The sequence below is a fragment of the Pantoea sp. BJFS-204 genome (assembly GCF_049310725.1).
Lineage (GTDB): Bacteria > Pseudomonadota > Gammaproteobacteria > Enterobacterales > Enterobacteriaceae > Pantoea > Pantoea agglomerans.
Window position 1 is genome coordinate 218634 of sequence record NZ_JBMOWE010000007.1, and the last position, 19001, is coordinate 237634.

General features: G+C 55.5%; 17 protein-coding genes and 1 rRNA gene. 15 read left to right on the forward strand and 3 right to left on the reverse strand.

Annotated elements, in window-relative coordinates; translation table 11 throughout:
• The 7 genes from ubiE (at position 1) to tatD (ending at position 5672) form a co-directional block, all read left to right on the forward strand.
• Positions 1-759, forward strand: a complete 759-nt coding sequence (gene ubiE / locus ACO6VX_RS18625) for a bifunctional demethylmenaquinone methyltransferase/2-methoxy-6-polyprenyl-1,4-benzoquinol methylase UbiE (RefSeq protein WP_008926452.1) — start codon at positions 1-3, stop codon at positions 757-759.
• 11 nt (positions 760-770) lie between these two features.
• Positions 771-1376 carry a ubiquinone biosynthesis protein UbiJ gene (gene ubiJ / locus ACO6VX_RS18630; protein WP_010257253.1) on the forward strand — a complete coding sequence of 202 codons (606 nt, stop codon included), beginning with the start codon at positions 771-773 and terminating at the stop codon, positions 1374-1376.
• Positions 1373-3010, forward strand: a complete 1638-nt coding sequence (gene ubiB, locus ACO6VX_RS18635) for a ubiquinone biosynthesis regulatory protein kinase UbiB (protein WP_010257248.1) — start codon at positions 1373-1375, stop codon at positions 3008-3010. The genes ubiJ and ubiB overlap by 4 nt, the downstream gene beginning before the upstream one ends.
• Before the next feature lie 109 nt (positions 3011-3119).
• Positions 3120-3374 (forward strand): Sec-independent protein translocase subunit TatA, encoded by a 255-nt coding sequence (tatA, locus tag ACO6VX_RS18640; RefSeq protein ID WP_009088506.1) that lies wholly within the window; start codon positions 3120-3122, stop codon positions 3372-3374.
• A gap of 3 nt (positions 3375-3377) precedes the next feature.
• Positions 3378-4043, forward strand: coding sequence for a Sec-independent protein translocase protein TatB (tatB, locus tag ACO6VX_RS18645; RefSeq protein WP_223566277.1), 666 nt, complete (start codon positions 3378-3380; stop codon positions 4041-4043).
• Entirely contained in the window at positions 4043-4801 is a 759-nt protein-coding gene (gene tatC / locus ACO6VX_RS18650) for a Sec-independent protein translocase subunit TatC (RefSeq protein ID WP_010257238.1), read from the forward strand. Before tatB ends, tatC begins: the two co-directional genes overlap by 1 nt.
• Before the next feature lie 88 nt (positions 4802-4889).
• Positions 4890-5672 (forward strand): 3'-5' ssDNA/RNA exonuclease TatD, encoded by a 783-nt coding sequence (tatD, locus tag ACO6VX_RS18655; protein ID WP_154210630.1) that lies wholly within the window; start codon positions 4890-4892, stop codon positions 5670-5672.
• Here tatD and rfaH read toward each other — a convergent pair.
• Positions 5669-6157 carry a transcription/translation regulatory transformer protein RfaH gene (gene rfaH, locus ACO6VX_RS18660; RefSeq protein ID WP_010257230.1) on the reverse strand — a complete coding sequence of 163 codons (489 nt, stop codon included), beginning with the start codon at positions 6155-6157 and terminating at the stop codon, positions 5669-5671. The genes tatD and rfaH overlap by 4 nt on opposite strands.
• A gap of 206 nt (positions 6158-6363) precedes the next feature.
• Between rfaH and pepE the strand changes: the two genes are divergently transcribed.
• The 3 genes from pepE to fre all read left to right on the forward strand — a co-directional run bounded on the left by pepE (position 6364) and on the right by fre (position 9397).
• Positions 6364-7089 carry a dipeptidase PepE gene (pepE, locus tag ACO6VX_RS18665; protein WP_022624874.1) on the forward strand — a complete coding sequence of 242 codons (726 nt, stop codon included), beginning with the start codon at positions 6364-6366 and terminating at the stop codon, positions 7087-7089.
• A gap of 80 nt (positions 7090-7169) precedes the next feature.
• Entirely contained in the window at positions 7170-8654 is a 1485-nt protein-coding gene (ubiD, locus tag ACO6VX_RS18670) for a 4-hydroxy-3-polyprenylbenzoate decarboxylase (RefSeq protein WP_010257222.1), read from the forward strand.
• Between the two features lie 41 nt (positions 8655-8695).
• Positions 8696-9397: an NAD(P)H-flavin reductase gene (gene fre / locus ACO6VX_RS18675; RefSeq protein ID WP_010257219.1), complete on the forward strand. Its 702-nt coding sequence runs from the start codon at positions 8696-8698 to the stop codon at positions 9395-9397.
• 81 nt (positions 9398-9478) lie between these two features.
• On the opposite strand, the gene fadA is transcribed toward fre, so the two are convergent.
• A complete protein-coding gene (fadA, locus tag ACO6VX_RS18680) occupies positions 9479-10642 on the reverse strand; it encodes an acetyl-CoA C-acyltransferase FadA (RefSeq protein WP_064690483.1) in 1164 nt (387 codons plus the stop codon).
• Between the two features lie 10 nt (positions 10643-10652).
• Positions 10653-12836 carry a fatty acid oxidation complex subunit alpha FadB gene (gene fadB, locus ACO6VX_RS18685; protein WP_033767553.1) on the reverse strand — a complete coding sequence of 728 codons (2184 nt, stop codon included), beginning with the start codon at positions 12834-12836 and terminating at the stop codon, positions 10653-10655.
• Positions 12837-13022: 186 nt separating this feature from the next.
• Between fadB and pepQ the strand changes: the two genes are divergently transcribed.
• From pepQ to ACO6VX_RS18710, 5 genes are all read left to right on the forward strand, one after another.
• The gene (gene pepQ, locus ACO6VX_RS18690; RefSeq protein ID WP_422458262.1) at positions 13023-14354 is read left to right on the forward strand and encodes a Xaa-Pro dipeptidase; all 1332 of its coding nucleotides are present in this window, start codon (positions 13023-13025) and stop codon (positions 14352-14354) included.
• Positions 14354-14971 carry an IMPACT family protein gene (locus ACO6VX_RS18695; protein ID WP_010257205.1) on the forward strand — a complete coding sequence of 206 codons (618 nt, stop codon included), beginning with the start codon at positions 14354-14356 and terminating at the stop codon, positions 14969-14971. The genes pepQ and ACO6VX_RS18695 overlap by 1 nt, the downstream gene beginning before the upstream one ends.
• Before the next feature lie 32 nt (positions 14972-15003).
• A complete protein-coding gene (gene trkH, locus ACO6VX_RS18700) occupies positions 15004-16455 on the forward strand; it encodes a Trk system potassium transporter TrkH (RefSeq protein ID WP_010257200.1) in 1452 nt (483 codons plus the stop codon).
• A gap of 17 nt (positions 16456-16472) precedes the next feature.
• The gene (gene hemG, locus ACO6VX_RS18705; protein ID WP_182500931.1) at positions 16473-17006 is read left to right on the forward strand and encodes a menaquinone-dependent protoporphyrinogen IX dehydrogenase; all 534 of its coding nucleotides are present in this window, start codon (positions 16473-16475) and stop codon (positions 17004-17006) included.
• Between the two features lie 410 nt (positions 17007-17416).
• Positions 17417-18956, forward strand: a 16S ribosomal RNA gene (locus ACO6VX_RS18710).
• Positions 18957-19001 lie beyond the last annotated feature (45 nt).

The following is a 19001-nucleotide window of genomic DNA, read 5'->3' on the forward strand; positions in this document are numbered from 1 at the left end:
ATGGCAGATGAATCACAGCAGGAAACTACCCATTTTGGCTTTCAGACGGTCGCCAAAAGCGAAAAAGCTGACAAAGTCGCGGACGTGTTTCACTCCGTAGCGGCAAAATATGACCTGATGAACGATTTGATGTCGTTTGGCGTCCATCGTATCTGGAAGCGTTTTACCATTGACAGCAGCGGCGTACGTCGCGGTCAGCGCGTGTTAGATCTGGCGGGGGGTACCGGCGATCTGACGGCTAAATTTTCTCGCCTGGTGGGCGAAACGGGTCAGGTGGTACTGGCCGATATCAACAGTTCCATGCTGAAGATGGGCCGCGAAAAGCTGCGCAATCAGGGCGTGGTCGGCAACGTGAGTTACGTACAGGCCAATGCCGAAGCCCTGCCTTTCCCCGATAACTATTTCGACTGCATTACCATCTCTTTTGGCCTGCGTAACGTTACGGAAAAAGAGAAGGCGCTGGCCTCTATGTTCCGGGTACTCAAGCCGGGCGGACGCCTGCTGGTGCTGGAGTTCTCTAAACCCGTTCTGGATCCGCTGAGCAAAGCGTATGACGCCTACTCGTTCCACATTCTGCCGCGTATCGGACAGCTGGTGGCGCAGGATGCAGAGAGCTATCGCTATCTGGCCGAATCGATCCGCATGCATCCCGATCAGGAGACCCTGAAAGCGATGATGAACGATGTTGGTTTTGAAAATACCACTTACTCCAATATGACCGGCGGCATTGTGGCGCTGCATCGTGGATTTAAGTTCTGAGTGAGATGGTAATGAACCTGACGCCCTTGATTACCGCGGGCCTGGAAACGGCGCTGAACCGTATTCTCTATCGCGATCGTGGCCTGAAACCGGCGCGGCAACGCCTGAATGGCAAAGTGCTGACGCTGCGCCTGAATGAGTTCTCTCATCCGCTGGTGCTGGTCTTCAGTGAACAGCAGGTCGATGTGTTGGCTGACTGGCAGGATCGCAGTGACTGCACGGTGATCACCTCGCTGAAAACCCTGCCGAAGCTGCGCGATCGCCAGCAGCTGACGCCGCTGATCCGTAGCGGTGAACTGCAGGTTGAAGGTGATCTGCAGGTGGTGCAGCAGTTCTCTGCGCTGATGGATCTGGCTGAGCTGGATCCGGCAGAATATCTGGCTCCCTGGGTCGGCGATATCGCCGCACAGGGGATCAGCCAGCGCTCACAACAGGCATTACGCTTTTTCAAAGGTGAAGTGCAGCGTCGCCAGGATTATCTCGGACAGGCCATAACCGAAGAGTGGCGTGTTGCGCCTGGCTCGCTGGAATTAGCCTGGTTTTCTGAGGAGGTCGACGCGATGGAACGTTCGCTTGAGGCGCTTGATGCGCGTCTGGCGCAGCTGGAGGCAAAATGAGTTTTGGAGAGATCCGCCGCTTATATCTGATCATGAAGGTGTTTCTGACCTATGGCCTTGATGAACTGATTCCTCAGACACGCCTCACTTTCCTGTTCCGCCTGTGGCGTCGCTCTGTTTTCTGGATCCCTAATCTGCATCAGCATGAACCGATCGGCGCACGTATGCGCATGGCGATGGAGCAGCTGGGTCCGGTCTGGATCAAGTTTGGCCAGATGCTGTCGACCCGTCGTGATCTCTTCCCGCCGCTGATTGCCGATCAACTGGCGATCCTGCAGGACCGTGTTGCGCCGTTCGATGGCGTCAAAGCCAAAGCGCAGATTGAAGCTTCAATGGGCGCGCCGATTGAAACCTGGTTTGATGATTTTGATATCAAGCCACTGGCTTCGGCATCCATTGCGCAGGTGCACACCGCCACGCTGAAATCAACTGGCAAGAAAGTGGTGATCAAAGTGATTCGCCCCGATATTTTGCCGGTGATTCGGGCGGACATGAAGCTGATCTATCGCCTGGCCCGCTGGGTCCCGCGCCTGTTGCCGGATGGCCGTCGTCTGCGTCCGGTCGAAGTGGTGCGCGATTATGAGAAAACCCTGCTTGATGAGCTGAATCTGTTACGTGAAGCGGCCAACGCCATTCAGTTGCGCCGGAATTTTGAAGATAGCCGCATGCTCTATGTGCCGGAAGTCTATTCCGACTACTGCAGCGAAACCATGATGGTGATGGAGCGCATCTACGGCATTCCGATTTCAGATGTTGCCACGCTGGAGCGTCATGGCGTTAATATGAAGCTGCTGGCAGAACGTGGCGTGCAGGTCTTCTTCACCCAGGTCTTCCGCGACAGCTTCTTCCATGCGGATATGCATCCTGGCAATATTTTTGTCAGCTATGAACATCCCGAAGATCCACAATATATCGGCATCGATTGCGGTATCGTGGGTTCACTGAACAAAGAAGATAAGCGCTATCTGGCTGAAAACTTTATCGCCTTCTTCAACCGTGACTACCGTAAGGTCGCGGAGTTGCACGTTGACTCAGGCTGGGTGCCGCCCGATACCAACGTAGAAGATTTCGAGTTTGCGATTCGTACGGTCTGCGAGCCGATTTTTGAAAAACCGCTGGCTGAAATCTCCTTCGGGCATGTGCTGCTGAACCTGTTCAACACCGCACGCCGCTTTAATATGGAAGTGCAGCCGCAGCTGGTCCTGCTGCAAAAAACGCTGCTCTATGTTGAAGGCATCGGCCGTCAGCTCTATCCGCAGCTCGACCTGTGGAAGACAGCCAAGCCCTTCCTGGAAGAGTGGATCAAAGATCAGGTGGGATTACCGGCTATTATCCGTGCGGTAAAAGAGAAAGCGCCATTCTGGGCTGAGAAACTCCCTGAGCTGCCGGAGCTGTTTTACGACAGCATGCGCCAGCACAAACTTTTGCGGCACAGCGTCGATAAATTAGTGGGCGATATGAATGCGCAGCGCGTCCGGCACCATCAGGCGCGTTACCTGTTCGGCGTCGGTGCAACGTTGCTGTTAAGCGGAACGGCTGTGCTGCTCACCCGACCGGATTGGGACTTTTTCCCGGCGGTGTTGATGGCAGCAGGAATTGTCTCCTGGTTAATCGGCTGGCGTAAGACAAACTGATTGTCACGTCCGTCTAAAAAAAGGTAATGTCGCTGGCTCAGGCCCGGTTGAAAAGGGCACTCTGTGGTGCATTACCTCATCGTTTTCACAGAATATTAGAGGCTATCTCATGGGCGGTATCAGTATCTGGCAATTGTTAATCATTGCCGTGATTGTTGTACTTCTGTTCGGTACCAACAAATTACGTAATCTGGGTTCAGATTTGGGTTCTTCGATTCGTGGCTTCAAAAAAGCCATGAGTGACGAGGACGACAAAAAGGATCAACCGAAAGAGCAGGACGCTGACTTCGCTGCCAAAACGCTGGCGGACAAACAGCAAACTTCGGCTAACAAAGAAGAAGCCAAGAACGACAAGCAGGTGTAAACCGTGTTTGATATTGGTTTTAGTGAACTGGTATTGGTGTTCGTGATCGGGCTGATTGTACTCGGCCCGCAACGTTTACCGGTTGCGGTGAAAACCGTGGTCGGCTGGATCAGGGCGATTCGTTCGCTGGCAGCCAATGTACAACATGAACTGGCGCAGGAGCTCAAGCTGCAGGAGTTGCAGGAGAGCCTGAAAAAGGTGGAAGAAGCGGGCCGTGGCACGCTCTCACCCGAGCTGAAAGAGTCGATGGAAGAGCTGCGTAAAACTGCGGATTCAATGAAACGCTCGGTCAGTCAGAGCATCGACATTGAAAAAGAGGAAGACGAGGCTAACACCATCCATTCGGCACAGCACAGGCCCGCACCGGCTCCGGCTGAGCCTTCGGCGACACCGGCTACAGCAGAACACCAGGCCAGTGCCCCGGCACAGACACCGTCTGAGGTTTCAGACTCAGGTCCGGCGGTGCAATCCTCTGCCGCACCTTCTGCCGTCGCCACTGCTCCGGCACCGGCTTCTTCAGCGGTTTCATCAGGTCCGGCGGTGCAGTCCTCTGCCGCACCAACCGCTGTGGCCAGCGCACCGGCACAGGCACCCGCTGGCGACGTCGCCAGGCCAGCCGATCCTGCGCGTCAGTCCGCTACCCCCTCTTCTGCAAGTGATGAACGATAATGGCCGTTGAAGATACCCAACCGCTCATCAGTCATCTGATTGAGCTGCGTAAGCGACTACTGAACTGCATCATTGCCGTATTAGCGATTTTCCTGGTGCTGGTTTATTTCGCCAACGACATCTACCAGCTGGTCGCGGCACCGCTAATCAGCCAGATGCCGGTGGGCTCCAGCATGATCGCGACCGATGTGGCCTCACCGTTTTTCACCCCGATTAAGCTGACCATTATAGTGTCGGTGTTTCTTGCGGTGCCGGTGATCCTCTATCAGGTCTGGGCATTTGTCGCCCCGGCGCTTTACCGTCATGAGCGCAGGCTGGTTATGCCGCTGCTGTTTTCCAGCACCTTCCTGTTCTACTTCGGCGTGGCCTTTGCCTATTTCGTGGTCTTCCCGCTGGCATTTGGTTTTTTCACCAAGACAGCGCCGATCGGCGTGACTGTAGCAACGGATATCTCCAAATACCTCGATTTTGTCATGACGCTGTTTATGGCATTTGGCGTGGCGTTTGAAGTGCCGGTGGCGATTGTGTTGCTGTGCTGGACCGGTATCACCAGCCCGGAAGAGTTGAAGAAGAAACGTCCCTATATTCTGGTGGGCGCCTTCGTGGTCGGGATGTTGCTCACACCGCCGGATGTTTTTTCCCAAACTTTGCTCGCTATTCCGATGTACTGCCTGTTTGAAGTCGGCGTATTCTTTTCCCGTTACTATGTGGGTAAAGGCCGCCGGTTACAGGATGAAGAAGAGAATACCGACTCCTGATGCGGACAGCTTTACCCGCACTGGCGGGAAGCGATTAATCCAAACCGCCCTGATGGGCGGTTTTTGTTTATAAACTGTGGGAAAAATTATGTTTGATATCGGTGTAAACCTGACCAGCACGCAATTCGCCTCCGACCGGCAAAAGGTGGTTAAACGCGCGCGTGATGCGGGCGTCACCGGCATGCTTATTACCGGCACTAACGCGCTGGAGAGCCAGCAGGCTCAGCGACTGGCTGAAGATCAAGCGGGCTTCTGTTGGTCTACCGCGGGCGTCCATCCTCATCATGCCAGCGAATGGTCAACGGAAATTGCCAGCACCCTGCGTCGCCTGGCTGAAAAACCGGAAGTGGTTGCCATCGGTGAGTGCGGACTCGATTTCAATCGCAATCTGTCGGCTCATGAGCAGCAGGAGTATGCGTTTGATGCGCAGCTGGCTCTGGCGGCAGAACTCAATATGCCGGTCTTTCTGCACTGCCGCGAAGCCCATACGCGTTTCGCCGCAGTACTGGCGCCCTGGCTGCCAAAACTGCCTGGCGCGGTGATCCACTGCTTTACCGGCACGCGTGATGAACTGGAAGCCTGTCTGGGCATGGGGTTATCGGTAGGGATTACGGGCTGGGTATGCGATGAGCGCCGTGGTCTGGAGTTGCGCGAGCTGCTGCCACTGATTCCGGCCGACCGCCTGCTGCTGGAAACGGATGCCCCATATCTGCTGCCGCGCGACATGCGTCCACGCCCGACTTCGCGCCGTAATGAACCCTGCTTTTTACCGCATATTGTGCACCAGGTGGCGACATGGCGTGGTGAGAGTGCTGAGGAACTGGCGACCCGCATCGACCATAATGCGCGGACGTTATTCAGACTGGCTTAAATCTTGCGGAACTGCTTGTTGTCGACGCTGCGCATTACCTGCTTGTTCAGCAAATTAAGCAACAGAATTGAGCGCGTTTCACCATCCGGCTCGGCAAAGATAGCGCGCAGCCCTTCAAACGTCCCGTCGGTGATGACCACTTCATCACCGCTTTGCGGCGTTTCAGGGTCAAGCAGGATTTGCGGGACGTCTGTTTCCAGCGCTTCAATAACGGCTGAAGGCACTGTCGCGGGCGTCGTGCCAAAGCGCACGAAGTGGCTGACGCCACGGGTGCTGCTGATCGTCGTGGTGTGAATGGCTTCTGGATCAAACTCGATAAACAGATAATTCGGGAACAGTGGCTCACTCACGGTGGTGCGTTTACCGCGCACGATCTTTTCCAGAGCGATCATCGGGCTGAGGCAATGCACTTCCTGCCGCTCCAGATGCTCCTTCGCGCGCAGTAGCTGTCCACGTTTGCAATAGAGTAAGTACCAGGATTCCATAACTGCTCCCATTGAATGGACGCTAAGAATAGCAAACCTGCTGCCAGAGTTATAGCGCAGGGGCAGGGTAAAGCGTCCCGCAAAGAAAATAAACTGAGACTTTTCTTAAGATGCCCGATGGCAGTAGAAAAGGTGACTGAAAATTGACGTCTGCTATTGCTCTGTATCAGACTCAATGTCCATCACATCTGCAAAAGGATCCTCTGATGGAACTCTTTCTGTTGAGCAACGGCAAGCTGGCGGATGATGCGCCGCTGCTGGGCTATGCGCAGCCGCAGCTGCACGCCATGATCGCCCGACGCGCTATCCGCTCGGCGGTACTGATCCCCTATGCGATTATTCGTGGCGATCAGCAGCAACGCGCCGCCGAACTCAGTGCCTCACTGGGCATTCAGGTTGAGCGGGTTCAGGCATTCGCCTCACCGGCTGAAGCGATTGCGCAGGCAGAGCTGATTTTAGTCAGCGGCGGCAACACGTGGTTCCTGAATCAGATGCTGCATGAGCAGGGTCTGATCGGGGCGATTCAGCGCGCGGTGCGGGAGCGGCAGGTACCTTATGTCGGCTGGAGCGCAGGCTGCAACGTGGCGACGCCCTCAATCCGTACCACGAACGATATGCCGGTGCGCAGCAGCGTGGTGCTGCCTGCGCTGGGACTCTTTCCGGTGCAGATTAATCCCCACTATCTGGATGCCAGCGTCAGCAGTCATATGGGCGAAACCCGTGACGAACGGCTGGCAGAGTTCTGTGCAGTTAATCCGACTGAGTCGGTGATTGCACTGCGTGAAGGCAGTTTTCTGCACGTTCACGACAATCAGCTGCGCTATCACAGCGTGCGAAACGAAGATTTTAAACTGTTTCGCCACGGCGAGCCGATTCAGGGGTATCACGATGCCCGCGCGTTACAACCGCTGGTTCCCTTTCAGTGCGTATGACGCTGCCATATAAACCTCAGCATAACCGCTTAATCAGACCTATAATGGCCGATTCACTCTGGCCGGAAAGCTAAAGCCGCATGAAATATCACGATTTAAGAGACTTTCTCGCGCTGCTCGAACAGCGCGGTGAGCTAAAGCGCATTACCCAGTCGATCGATCCTGAACTGGAAATGACCGAAATCGCCGACCGCACTCTGCGTGCCGGTGGCCCGGCTCTGCTGTTTGAAAACCCGAAAGGGTACGACATGCCGGTGCTGTGCAATCTGTTCGGCACACCAAAGCGTGTGGCAATGGGCATGGGCCAGGAAGAGGTCAGCGCACTGCGTGAAGTGGGTAAACTGCTGGCCTTCCTGAAAGAGCCGGAGCCGCCAAAAGGCTTCCGCGATCTGTTCGATAAGATGCCGCAGTTTAAGCAGGTCCTGAACATGCCGACCAAACGCCTGCGCAATGCACCTTGTCAGGAAGAGGTGTTCAGCGGCGATGAAGTCGATCTGACGCGGATTCCGGTGATGAAGTGCTGGCCGGGCGATGCGGCCCCGCTGATTACGTGGGGGCTGACCGTGACGCGCGGCCCGCACAAAGAGCGGCAGAATCTCGGTATCTACCGGCAGCAGGTGATCGGCAAAAATCGGCTGATCATGCGCTGGCTGTCGCACCGTGGCGGTGCGCTCGATTATCTGGAGTGGACGAAAGCGCATCCGGGTGAGCGTTTTCCGGTCTCGGTGGCGCTGGGTGCCGATCCTGCCACTATCCTTGGGGCCGTAACGCCGGTGCCTGATACGCTGTCAGAATATGCGTTTGCCGGTTTACTGCGCGGCAATAAAACCGAAGTAGTGAAATGCCTCTCGAACGATCTCGAAGTTCCCGCCAGCGCGGAAATCGTGCTGGAAGGGTATATCGAAGCGGGCGATATGGCGCCGGAAGGACCTTACGGCGACCACACCGGCTACTACAATGAAGTAGATAGCTTCCCGGTGTTTACCGTTACGCATATTACGCAGCGCCATAAGCCTATCTATCACTCCACCTATACCGGCCGTCCGCCAGATGAACCTGCGGTGCTGGGTGTGGCGCTGAATGAAGTGCTGGTGCCGATTCTGGTGAAGCAGTTCCCGGAGATCGTGGACTTCTATCTGCCGCCAGAAGGATGTTCATACCGGCTGGCGGTCGTGACGATTAAAAAGCAGTACGCGGGGCATGCCAAACGTGTCATGTTTGGCGTCTGGTCGTTTCTGCGGCAGTTCATGTACACCAAATTTGTTATTGTGTGTGACGATGACGTTAATGCGCGTGACTGGAACGACGTGATCTGGGCGATCACTACGCGTATGGATCCGGCCCGCGATACGGTATTAGTGGAAAATACCCCAATCGATTATCTCGATTTCGCTTCGCCCGTTTCCGGGCTGGGATCGAAGATGGGGATGGATGCGACCAATAAGTGGCCAGGTGAAACGCAGCGCGAATGGGGTACACCTATCGTCAAAGATCCTGCGGTCACCGCGCGCATTGATGCTATCTGGGATGAGCTAGGTATTTTTGATCAGCCGCCACAGCGTTGATGGCGAGCACAACCATAAAGACGACCCGACAGAGGGAACGCATGACAACGTTAAGCTGTAAAGTAACTTCGGTTGAGGCGATTACCGACACGGTCTATCGCGTTCGCCTGATCCCTGAAGCGGAATTCAGTTTTCGCGCGGGACAGTATCTGATGGTGGTGATGGACGAGCGTGACAAGCGTCCGTTCTCACTGGCCTCAACGCCGATGGAAAAAGATATCATTGAGCTGCATATCGGCGCGTCCGATCTGAACCTCTATGCCATGGCCGTCATGGATCGCATCCGTAACGATCGCCAGATTACGGTTGATATGCCGCACGGCGATGCCTGGCTGCGTGAAGAGAGCAGCAAGCCGCTGATTCTGATTGCAGGCGGCACCGGTTTCTCCTATGCCCGTTCGATTCTGCTCACTGCACTGGCGGAACAGCCAGAGCGCGATATCGCCATTTACTGGGGCGGACGTGAGCTCAAGCATCTGTACGATCTGGAAGAGCTGGATGCGCTGGCGGTGAAGCACCCGAATCTGAAGGTGATCCCGGTTGTCGAGCAACCTGAAGCGGGCTGGCAGGGCCGTTCAGGCACGGTACTGACGGCAGTAATGCAGGATTTCAGTACGCTGAGCGAGCATGAGATCTACATCGCCGGACGTTTTGAGATGGCGAAGATTGCCCGCGATCGTTTCTGTGCCGAGCGTGGCGCGGTGGAGTCACAGATGTACGGCGATGCGTTTGCCTTTATCTGATTCCCTGTAGCAGCCTGTAGCAGACAGAAAAAACCCGCCGATTTACTGGCGGGTAAATCTGACAAAGTAAGACTCAACGTATTACAGACGCTCGAATACGGTCGCAATGCCCTGACCCAGTCCGATACACATGGTGGCGAGGCCAAAACGGGCGTCGCGTCGCTCCATAATATTCAGCAACGTTGTGCTGATGCGTGCGCCGGAGCAGCCCAGCGGATGGCCTAACGCAATCGCGCCGCCATTCAGATTGACCTTATCATCTATCCGTTCCAGCAAACCTAAGTCCTTGATGCAGGGCAGCGTCTGCGCGGCAAAGGCTTCGTTCAGCTCAAACACATCGATATCACTGACGCTCAGTCCCGCCCGTTTCAATGCCAGTTTGCTGGCCGGTACCGGTCCATAGCCCATTATCGAAGGATCACAGCCCACCACCGCCATGCTGCGGATGCGCGCGCGCGGTGTCAGCCCCAGCTCACGGGCGCGTGATTCACTCATGACCAGCATGGCGGCCGCGCCATCTGACAACGCCGACGATGTACCCGCCGTGACGGTGCCGTTAACCGGATCGAAGGCGGGTTTGAGTGCCGCCAGTCCTTCGGCGCTGGTCTCCTCGCGAATCACCTCATCGAAGTCATAGCGTTTAAGAATGCCGTCGCTGTCGTGACCATAGGTGGCGACAATCTCTGTTGCAAAGTCCCCACGCTGGGTGGCCTGCCAGGCCCGCTGATGCGAACGCAGGGCAAATGCATCCTGCTGCTCACGGCTGATATGATGCATTCGCGCCAGCATTTCAGCCGTTAAGCCCATCATGCCTGCTGCTTTTGCCACAGTACGGCCCAGACCGGGATGAAAGTCGACGCCGTGATTCATCGGCACATGTCCCATATGCTCCACGCCACCGATCAGACAGCACTGCGCATCGCCGACCATAATGGCGCGGGCCGCATCATGCAGCGCCTGCATTGAAGAGCCACACAGTCGGTTGACGGTGGTGGCCGGCACTGAATGCGGGATTTCGGCCAGCAGCGCGGCGTTACGCGCGATATTAAATCCCTGTTCCAGCGTCTGCTGTACGCAGCCCCAGACGATATCGTCCAGTGATGTCGGGTTCACCGCCGGGTTGCGGCTCAGGAGTTCGCGCATCAGGTGCGCAGAGAGATCTTCAGCGCGCACGTGACGAAAGGCGCCGCCTTTTGAACGTCCCATTGGCGTGCGCACCGCATCAATAATCACCACATTTTCCATCTTTTTGCCCTCAGGCGCTTTTCAGCGCGGCTTCATCAATCGGTTTGGCGGCGGGATACCAGCTTTCATGCTGATGGGCTTTCTGCACCAGCAGCGCAGGCAGGGCATATAAGCCACCGAGCGCGCTATAACGCCGGGCCTGATCCACCACATTGCTGTTGCCCAGGGTATCGAGATAGCGGAAAGCGCCGCCACGGAAAGGCGGGAAGCCGAGACCATAGACCAGCGCCATATCCGCTTCCGCTGGCGAGGCAATAATCTTCTCTTCCAGGCAGCGCACTACTTCATTCAGCATTGGCAGCATCATACGATTCAGGATCTCTTCGTCGCTGAAGACCCGCTTAGGCTGGCAGACCTGCTCCAGCAGCGTATCCACTTCGGTATCAGCCACTTTTGTCAGTTTGCCCTTTTTATCTTCTTCCCAGCGCCAGAAGCCTTTGCCATTTTTCTGGCCAAAACGACCGGCATCAAACAGCAGATCGATCGCATCACGATAGTCATGCTTCATACGATCCGGGAAACCGTCAGCCATGACGCTTTGCGCGTGGTGCGCGGTATCGATGCCGACCACATCCAGCAGCCATGAGGGGCCCATCGGCCAGCCAAACTGTTTTTCCATCACTTTATCAATCTGACGGAAATCGGCGCCGTCGCGCAGCAGCAGGCTGAAAGCGGCGAAGTAAGGGAACAGCACCCGGTTAACAAAGAAGCCCGGACAGTCATTCACTACGATCGGGGTTTTGCCCATTTTGCTGGCCCAGGCCACCACTTTGCTCAGGGTCGCTTCACTGGTTTTCTCGCCACGAACCACCTCTACCAGCGGCATACGCGGTACCGGATTGAAGAAGTGCATGCCGCAGAAGTTTTCCGGACGCTGCAGCGCCTGCGCCAGCTGGCTGATGGGAATGGTCGAGGTATTGGAGGCCAGAATCGCATCCTCACGCAGATGCTGTTCGGTTTCCGCCAGCACTTTTGCCTTGATCAGCGGATTCTCTACTACCGCTTCAACCACCACATCAGCCTGTTCAAAACCGGCGTAATCCAGCGTGGGCTGGATAGTGGCGATCACACTGGCGAGTTTGTTGCCGTCGATTTTGCCGCGTTCCAGCAGCTTATTGAGCAGCTTGCTGGCTTCGTTCATCCCCAGCGTTAACGCCTGTGGATTAATATCTTTCATTCTGACCGGCACGCCTTTCCACGCAGACTGGTAGCTGATGCCGCCACCCATGATGCCTGCGCCCAGTACCGCTGCCTGAGCGGGTGCGCCGCTTTCGCTGCCGCGCTTTTTCGCCAGACCTTTCACATACTGGTCGTTGAGGAAGATGCCGACCAGCGCGCGTGCTTCATCAGACTGTGCCAGCGGCACAAACGCTGCGGTTTCAAGCTTCAGCGCGTCATCGCGGCCAAGGCTGGCTGCAGCTTCAATGGTTTTTACCGCCATCAGCGGAGCGGGATAATGCTTGCCTGCGGTTTGCAGCACCATGGCTTTCGCGATAGTGAAGCTCATGGCCGCTTCAATCGGGCTGAGTTTCAGCGGAGCCAGCTTAGGGGCCCGGCGGGCGCGCCAGCTGCCATCAGTGGCAGCGGCCTTAAGCATGGTGATTCCCGCCTCACGCAGTTTCTCGCGAGACACCACGGCATCGACCAGACCGAGTTTAAGAGCGGCATTGCCATCGACATCTTTTCCCGCCGCAATAATTTCCAGCGCACTGTCGGCGCCCAGCAGGCGCGGCAATCGCACGCTGCCGCCAAATCCCGGCATGATGCCGAGTTTGGTTTCCGGCAGGCCAATACGGGCGTCCGCAGTAGCGATACGCAGATCGGTTGCCAGTACGCATTCACATCCGCCGCCCAGTGCATAGCCGTCAATGGCGGCCAGAGTCGGTACCGGCAAATCTTCCAGACGATTGAAGATGCTGTTGGCGTAACTCAGCCACTGGCTCAGCTTTTCGGTGGGTGCATCAAACAGTGAAAGGAACTCGGTGATATCTGCCCCTACAATAAAGGCAGGTTTAGCGGAGCTCAGCAGCAGGCCGCGCAGTTCTGGCTGCTGCTCCAGCACAGCTATTGCCTCGCCCAGGCTGGCGACAGTTTGCGTATCGAGCTTGTTGACCGAGCCCGTAGCGTCAAAAACCAGCTCGGCGATGCCATCGTCCAGCCAGTGAAGAGTAAGGTTAGCGCCTTGGTAGAGCATGTGCGTCTCCTGAAACCGCGAAAGGTGATCTGGTCATACCAGATGATCGTGAGTGTGGGAGCGATGTTAATTTTTTGCAAACTGGTCTTTGCTTATTTGCTAACAAGATCACAGCTGCGCCGACTTCGGCATCTGCGCAAGGGGTATGCTAAACTGCGGCCATTTCGCGACACTGGAGAGACGTCCATGGATTCACTGAAGACCTTGTATCACGCGCACATCGCCACGTTGCAACAACGGGCGCAGCAGGTGCTGGCACGCAATAAACTGGATGCGATGTTGATCCATTCCGGTGAGTTGTTGACGGTGTTTCTGGATGATCACACTTATCCGTTTAAGGTGAATCCGCAGTTCAAGGCCTGGGTGCCGGTGACGCAGGTGCCCAACTGCTGGCTCTGGATTGATGGGGTAAACAAACCGAAACTGTGGTTCTACTCTCCGGTGGATTACTGGCATAACGTTGAACCGTTGCCGGATAGCTTCTGGACCGGGGATGTCGACGTTATCGGCCTGAAAAATGCGGATGAGATAGCGCAGTTGCTGCCTGCACAGCGTGATAACGTCGCCTATATCGGCCCGGTTAACGCGCGTGCATCTCAGCTCGGCATCGCCTCTGGCAATATTAATCCCAAAGCGGTAATCGACTTCCTGCACTTCCATCGCAGCATCAAAACTGATTATGAACTCGCCTGTCTGCGCCAGGCGCAGAAGCTGGCGGTTGCCGGTCATCGCGCGGCGAAAGAGGCGTTCTCGGCGGGCTTAAGCGAGTTCGATATCAATCAGGCGTATCTGACCTCTACCGGTCATCGCGACACCGATGTACCTTACGGCAATATCATTGCGCTGAATGAGCACGCTGCGGTGCTGCACTACACCCGGCTGGATCATCAGCCACCGGCGAAACGCCATAGCTTTTTGATTGATGCGGGTGCCGAGTATCTTGGCTATGCCGCTGATTTGACCCGCAGCTATGCAGCGCAGAGCAGTTCGCTCTATGCCAGAATGGTTGAGGCGATGAACACTGAAGAGCTGGCCCTGATAGCCACGCTGAAACCGGGCGTACGCTACACCGATTACCACCTTCAGATGCATCAGCGTATTGCGAAGATGTTGCTGAAGTTTGAGCTGGCTCAGGGAATCAGCGAAGAAGCGCTGGTGGCTGAAGATCTGACCGGTCCGTTTATGCCACATGGCCTGGGGCATCCGCTGGGTCTGCAGGTCCATGACGTTGCCGGTTTTATGCAGGATGAGCAGGGCACCCATCTCGCCGCGCCAGCGCAATATCCTTATCTTCGCTGCACCCGCGTGCTGCAACCGGGCATGGTATTAACCATTGAGCCGGGCTTCTATATTATTGATTCGTTACTGAAGCCGCTGCGTGAAGGCCGTTTCAGTCAGCACTTTAACTGGCAGGCCATTGATGCGCTTCGGCCTTATGGCGGGATTCGTATCGAGGATAACGTGGTGATCCATGCGCATCGCGTTGAGAACATGACCCGCGATCTGCATCTGGCCTGATGGAGGCCTTTGATATTCCCGCTGTGCCAGTAAGCAGCAGTGAGGAGACAATCAAAAAGAGTCGCTTCATTACGCTACTGGCGCACACCGAGGGTGCAGAGGCGGCGCGCGCGTTTGTCCAGCAGGTTAAAAGCGAGCATCCCACTGCCCGGCATCACTGCTGGGCCTGGGTAGCGGGCGCGCCGAATGATTCTCAGCAACTCGGTTTCTCTGATGATGGTGAACCTTCGGGTACGGCAGGGAAACCGATGCTGGCGCAACTGATGGGCGCGGATATTGGCGAGATTACCGCTGTGGTGGTGCGTTACTACGGTGGCATCATGCTGGGAACCGGCGGCTTAGTGAAAGCGTATGGTGGTGGCGTCCAGCAGGGGCTTAAGCAGCTGCCACGGCAGCGCAAAGTGCCGATGAAGCTGTTCACTTTGCAATGTGACTATGCACAGCTCAGTGATATTGAACGGCTGGTACAGCGTTTTGAAGGTAAGGTGACCGACAGCCAGTTTCAGGATCGTATTGCATTGACGCTGGCTGTACCTTACGGACAGATCGACGGGTTCAAAAAAAATTTGTCAGACTTTAGTCGGGGCGCGTTATCGCTGATCCCGCTCACACCATGATGTTCATCTCTTTTATTTAAAGGAACGGCTGAATGCACTTTCGCGCCATTACCCGCATAGTCGGTCTGCTGGTGATCCTCTTTTCAGTGACGATGATTTTGCCCGGCCTGGTCGCCTTAATTTATCGCGATGGCGCAGGGCGGGCGTTTAGCCAGACCTTTATGATGGCGCTGGTGATCGGCTCGCTGCTGTGGTGGCCGAATCGCAAAAAGAAAACCGAACTCAAACCGCGGGAAGGGTTTCTGATTGTGGTCCTGTTCTGGACGGTGCTGGGCAGCGTAGGGGCGATGCCCTTTATCTTTGCCGAACAGCCGCATCTTTCGGTGACGGATGCGTTCTTTGAATCTTTCTCTGGCCTGACAACCACCGGTGCCACCACGCTGGTGGGGCTGGACTCGTTGCCTAAGGCGATTCTCTTCTATCGGCAGATGCTGCAGTGGCTGGGCGGTATGGGGATCATCGTATTAGCCGTGGCGATACTGCCGATTCTGGGCGTCGGGGGCATGCAGCTCTATCGCGCTGAAATGCCGGGGCCGCTGAAAGATAATAAAATGCGACCGCGTATCGCCGAGACGGCTAAAACACTCTGGCTGATCTACGTCCTGCTGACGATAGCCTGTGCGCTGGCATTGTGGCTGGCGGGCATGCCAGCGTTTGATGCTATTGGCCACAGTTTCTCGACTATCGCCATTGGCGGCTTCTCAACCCATGATGCCAGTATCGGCTATTTTAACAGTGGCACCATCAATACCATCGTGGCGGTGTTTCTGCTGATCTCAGGCTGTAACTACGGCCTGCACTTTGCCATGTTAAGCGGACGCAATCTGCGTGTGTACTGGCGCGACCCTGAGTTCCGCATGTTTATTGGCGTTCAGCTGACGCTGGTGTTGATCTGTACCCTGGTGCTCTGGTTCCATAATGTCTATGAAAGTGGCTGGCAGACGCTGAACCAGGCCTTTTTCCAGGTGGTTTCCATGGCGACGACGGCGGGATTCACGACCGACAGCATCGCTCGCTGGCCATTGTTCCTGCCGGTACTGCTGTTGTGCTCCGCCTTTATCGGCGGCTGTGCCGGTTCAACCGGCGGTGGTCTGAAGGTGATTCGCATACTGCTGTTATGCAAGCAGGGTAACCGTGAGCTTAAGCGTCTGGTTCACCCCAATGCGGTCTACACCATTAAGCTGGGCAACCGGGCGCTGCCGGAACGTATCCTTGAAGCTGTATGGGGATTCTTCTCGGCTTATGCGCTGGTGTTCCTGATCAGCATGCTGGCGATCATCGCTACCGGTGTTGATGACTTCTCGGCTTTTGCTGCCGTTGCCGCGACGCTCAATAACCTCGGCCCTGGCTTAGGGGTCGTAGCTGATAACTTCACTTCAATGAATGACGTGGCGAAATGGATTCTTATTTCCACCATGTTGTTCGGGCGTCTCGAGGTATTCACCTTGCTGGTGCTGTTCACGCCTACTTTCTGGCGTGAATAATTAATAAGGATGCTGACATGAAAGCGCTGATTCTCTATTCCACTCGCGACGGACAAACCAGGAAGATTGCCTCTTCTATTGCTGATGTGATCCGCCAGCAGCAGCAGTGTGATGTACTGAACATTCAGGATGCCACTCTGCCTGACTGGGCACAGTATGATCGTGTGTTAATTGGCGCATCTATCCGCTATGGCCATTTTCAGCCGGTCGTCGACAAGTTCGTTAAACAACACCGTCATGAGTTGCAGCAGCGTACCAGCGGTTTCTTTTCGGTGAACCTGACGGCGCGCAAACCTGAGAAGCGCTCTCCTGAAACCAATGCCTATACGCAGAAGTTCCTGGCACACTCGCCGTGGCAGCCTGATTGCTGTGCCGTGTTCGCAGGCGCGCTCTATTATCCGCGCTATCGCTGGTTCGATCGCGTCATGATCCAGTTGATTATGCGCATGACCGGTGGTGAGACAGATTCGACGAAAGAAGTGGAGTATACGGACTGGCAGCAGGTAAGCACTTTTGCCAATGATTTTGCACAGTTACCAGGCAAATCGTAGCGAAATAGCGCGATTTGATGAAAATTACTGCGAACGATAATCTTTTCGTAATAAACACTTGTCAGCCCGCGCGAACTCCCTATAATGCGCCTCCATCGACACGGAACACCGGCAACGGGAAGCGGGTTGAGAGGCACAGGAGACTGCGCCGCCGGAGAAAAACTTTCTGAGAAAGAGGTTGACTCTGCAGGAGGAAAGCGTAATATACGCCACCTCGCGACAGGACGCTAACGCACTGTTCGCACTGCTCTTTAACAATTTATCAGACAATCTGTGTGGGCACTCGCAGGATTGATATCAGCGTCTCCGGACGTAAAAAAATATCAAGCCTCACGAGTGAACACATAATGAAATTCATTATGACGTTTTACAGATGAGCACCGCTTAACTTGTTTAAGCAAATCAAACTTAAATTGAAGAGTTTGATCATGGCTCAGATTGAACGCTGGCGGCAGGCCTAACACATGCAAGTCGGACGGTAGCACAGAGAGCTTGCTCTTGGGTGACGAGTGGCGGACGGGTGAGTAATGTCTGGGGATCTGCCCGATAGAGGGGGATAACCACTGGAAACGGTGGCTAATACCGCATAACGTCGCAAGACCAAAGAGGGGGACCTTCGGGCCTCTCACTATCGGATGAACCCAGATGGGATTAGCTAGTAGGCGGGGTAATGGCCCACCTAGGCGACGATCCCTAGCTGGTCTGAGAGGATGACCAGCCACACTGGAACTGAGACACGGTCCAGACTCCTACGGGAGGCAGCAGTGGGGAATATTGCACAATGGGCGCAAGCCTGATGCAGCCATGCCGCGTGTATGAAGAAGGCCTTCGGGTTGTAAAGTACTTTCAGCGGGGAGGAAGGCGATGCGGTTAATAACCGCGTCGATTGACGTTACCCGCAGAAGAAGCACCGGCTAACTCCGTGCCAGCAGCCGCGGTAATACGGAGGGTGCAAGCGTTAATCGGAATTACTGGGCGTAAAGCGCACGCAGGCGGTCTGTTAAGTCAGATGTGAAATCCCCGGGCTTAACCTGGGAACTGCATTTGAAACTGGCAGGCTTGAGTCTTGTAGAGGGGGGTAGAATTCCAGGTGTAGCGGTGAAATGCGTAGAGATCTGGAGGAATACCGGTGGCGAAGGCGGCCCCCTGGACAAAGACTGACGCTCAGGTGCGAAAGCGTGGGGAGCAAACAGGATTAGATACCCTGGTAGTCCACGCCGTAAACGATGTCGACTTGGAGGTTGTTCCCTTGAGGAGTGGCTTCCGGAGCTAACGCGTTAAGTCGACCGCCTGGGGAGTACGGCCGCAAGGTTAAAACTCAAATGAATTGACGGGGGCCCGCACAAGCGGTGGAGCATGTGGTTTAATTCGATGCAACGCGAAGAACCTTACCTACTCTTGACATCCAGCGAACTTAGCAGAGATGCTTTGGTGCCTTCGGGAACGCTGAGACAGGTGCTGCATGGCTGTCGTCAGCTCGTGTTGTGAAATGTTGGGTTAAGTCCCGCAACGAGCGCAACCCTTATCCTTTGTTGCCAGCGATTCGGTCGGGAACTCAAAGGAGACTGCCGGTGATAAACCGGAGGAAGGTGGGGATGACGTCAAGTCATCATGGCCCTTACGAGTAGGGCTACACACGTGCTACAATGGCGCATACAAAGAGAAGCGACCTCGCGAGAGCAAGCGGACCTCACAAAGTGCGTCGTAGTCCGGATCGGAGTCTGCAACTCGACTCCGTGAAGTCGGAATCGCTAGTAATCGTGGATCAGAATGCCACGGTGAATACGTTCCCGGGCCTTGTACACACCGCCCGTCACACCATGGGAGTGGGTTGCAAAAGAAGTAGGTAGCTTAACCTTCGGGAGGGCGCTTACCACTTTGTGATTCATGACTGGGGTGAAGTCGTAACAAGGTAACCGTAGGGGAACCTGCGGTTGGATCACCTCCTTACCTGAAGATACCTTCCCGCGCAGTGTCCACACAGATTGTCTGATA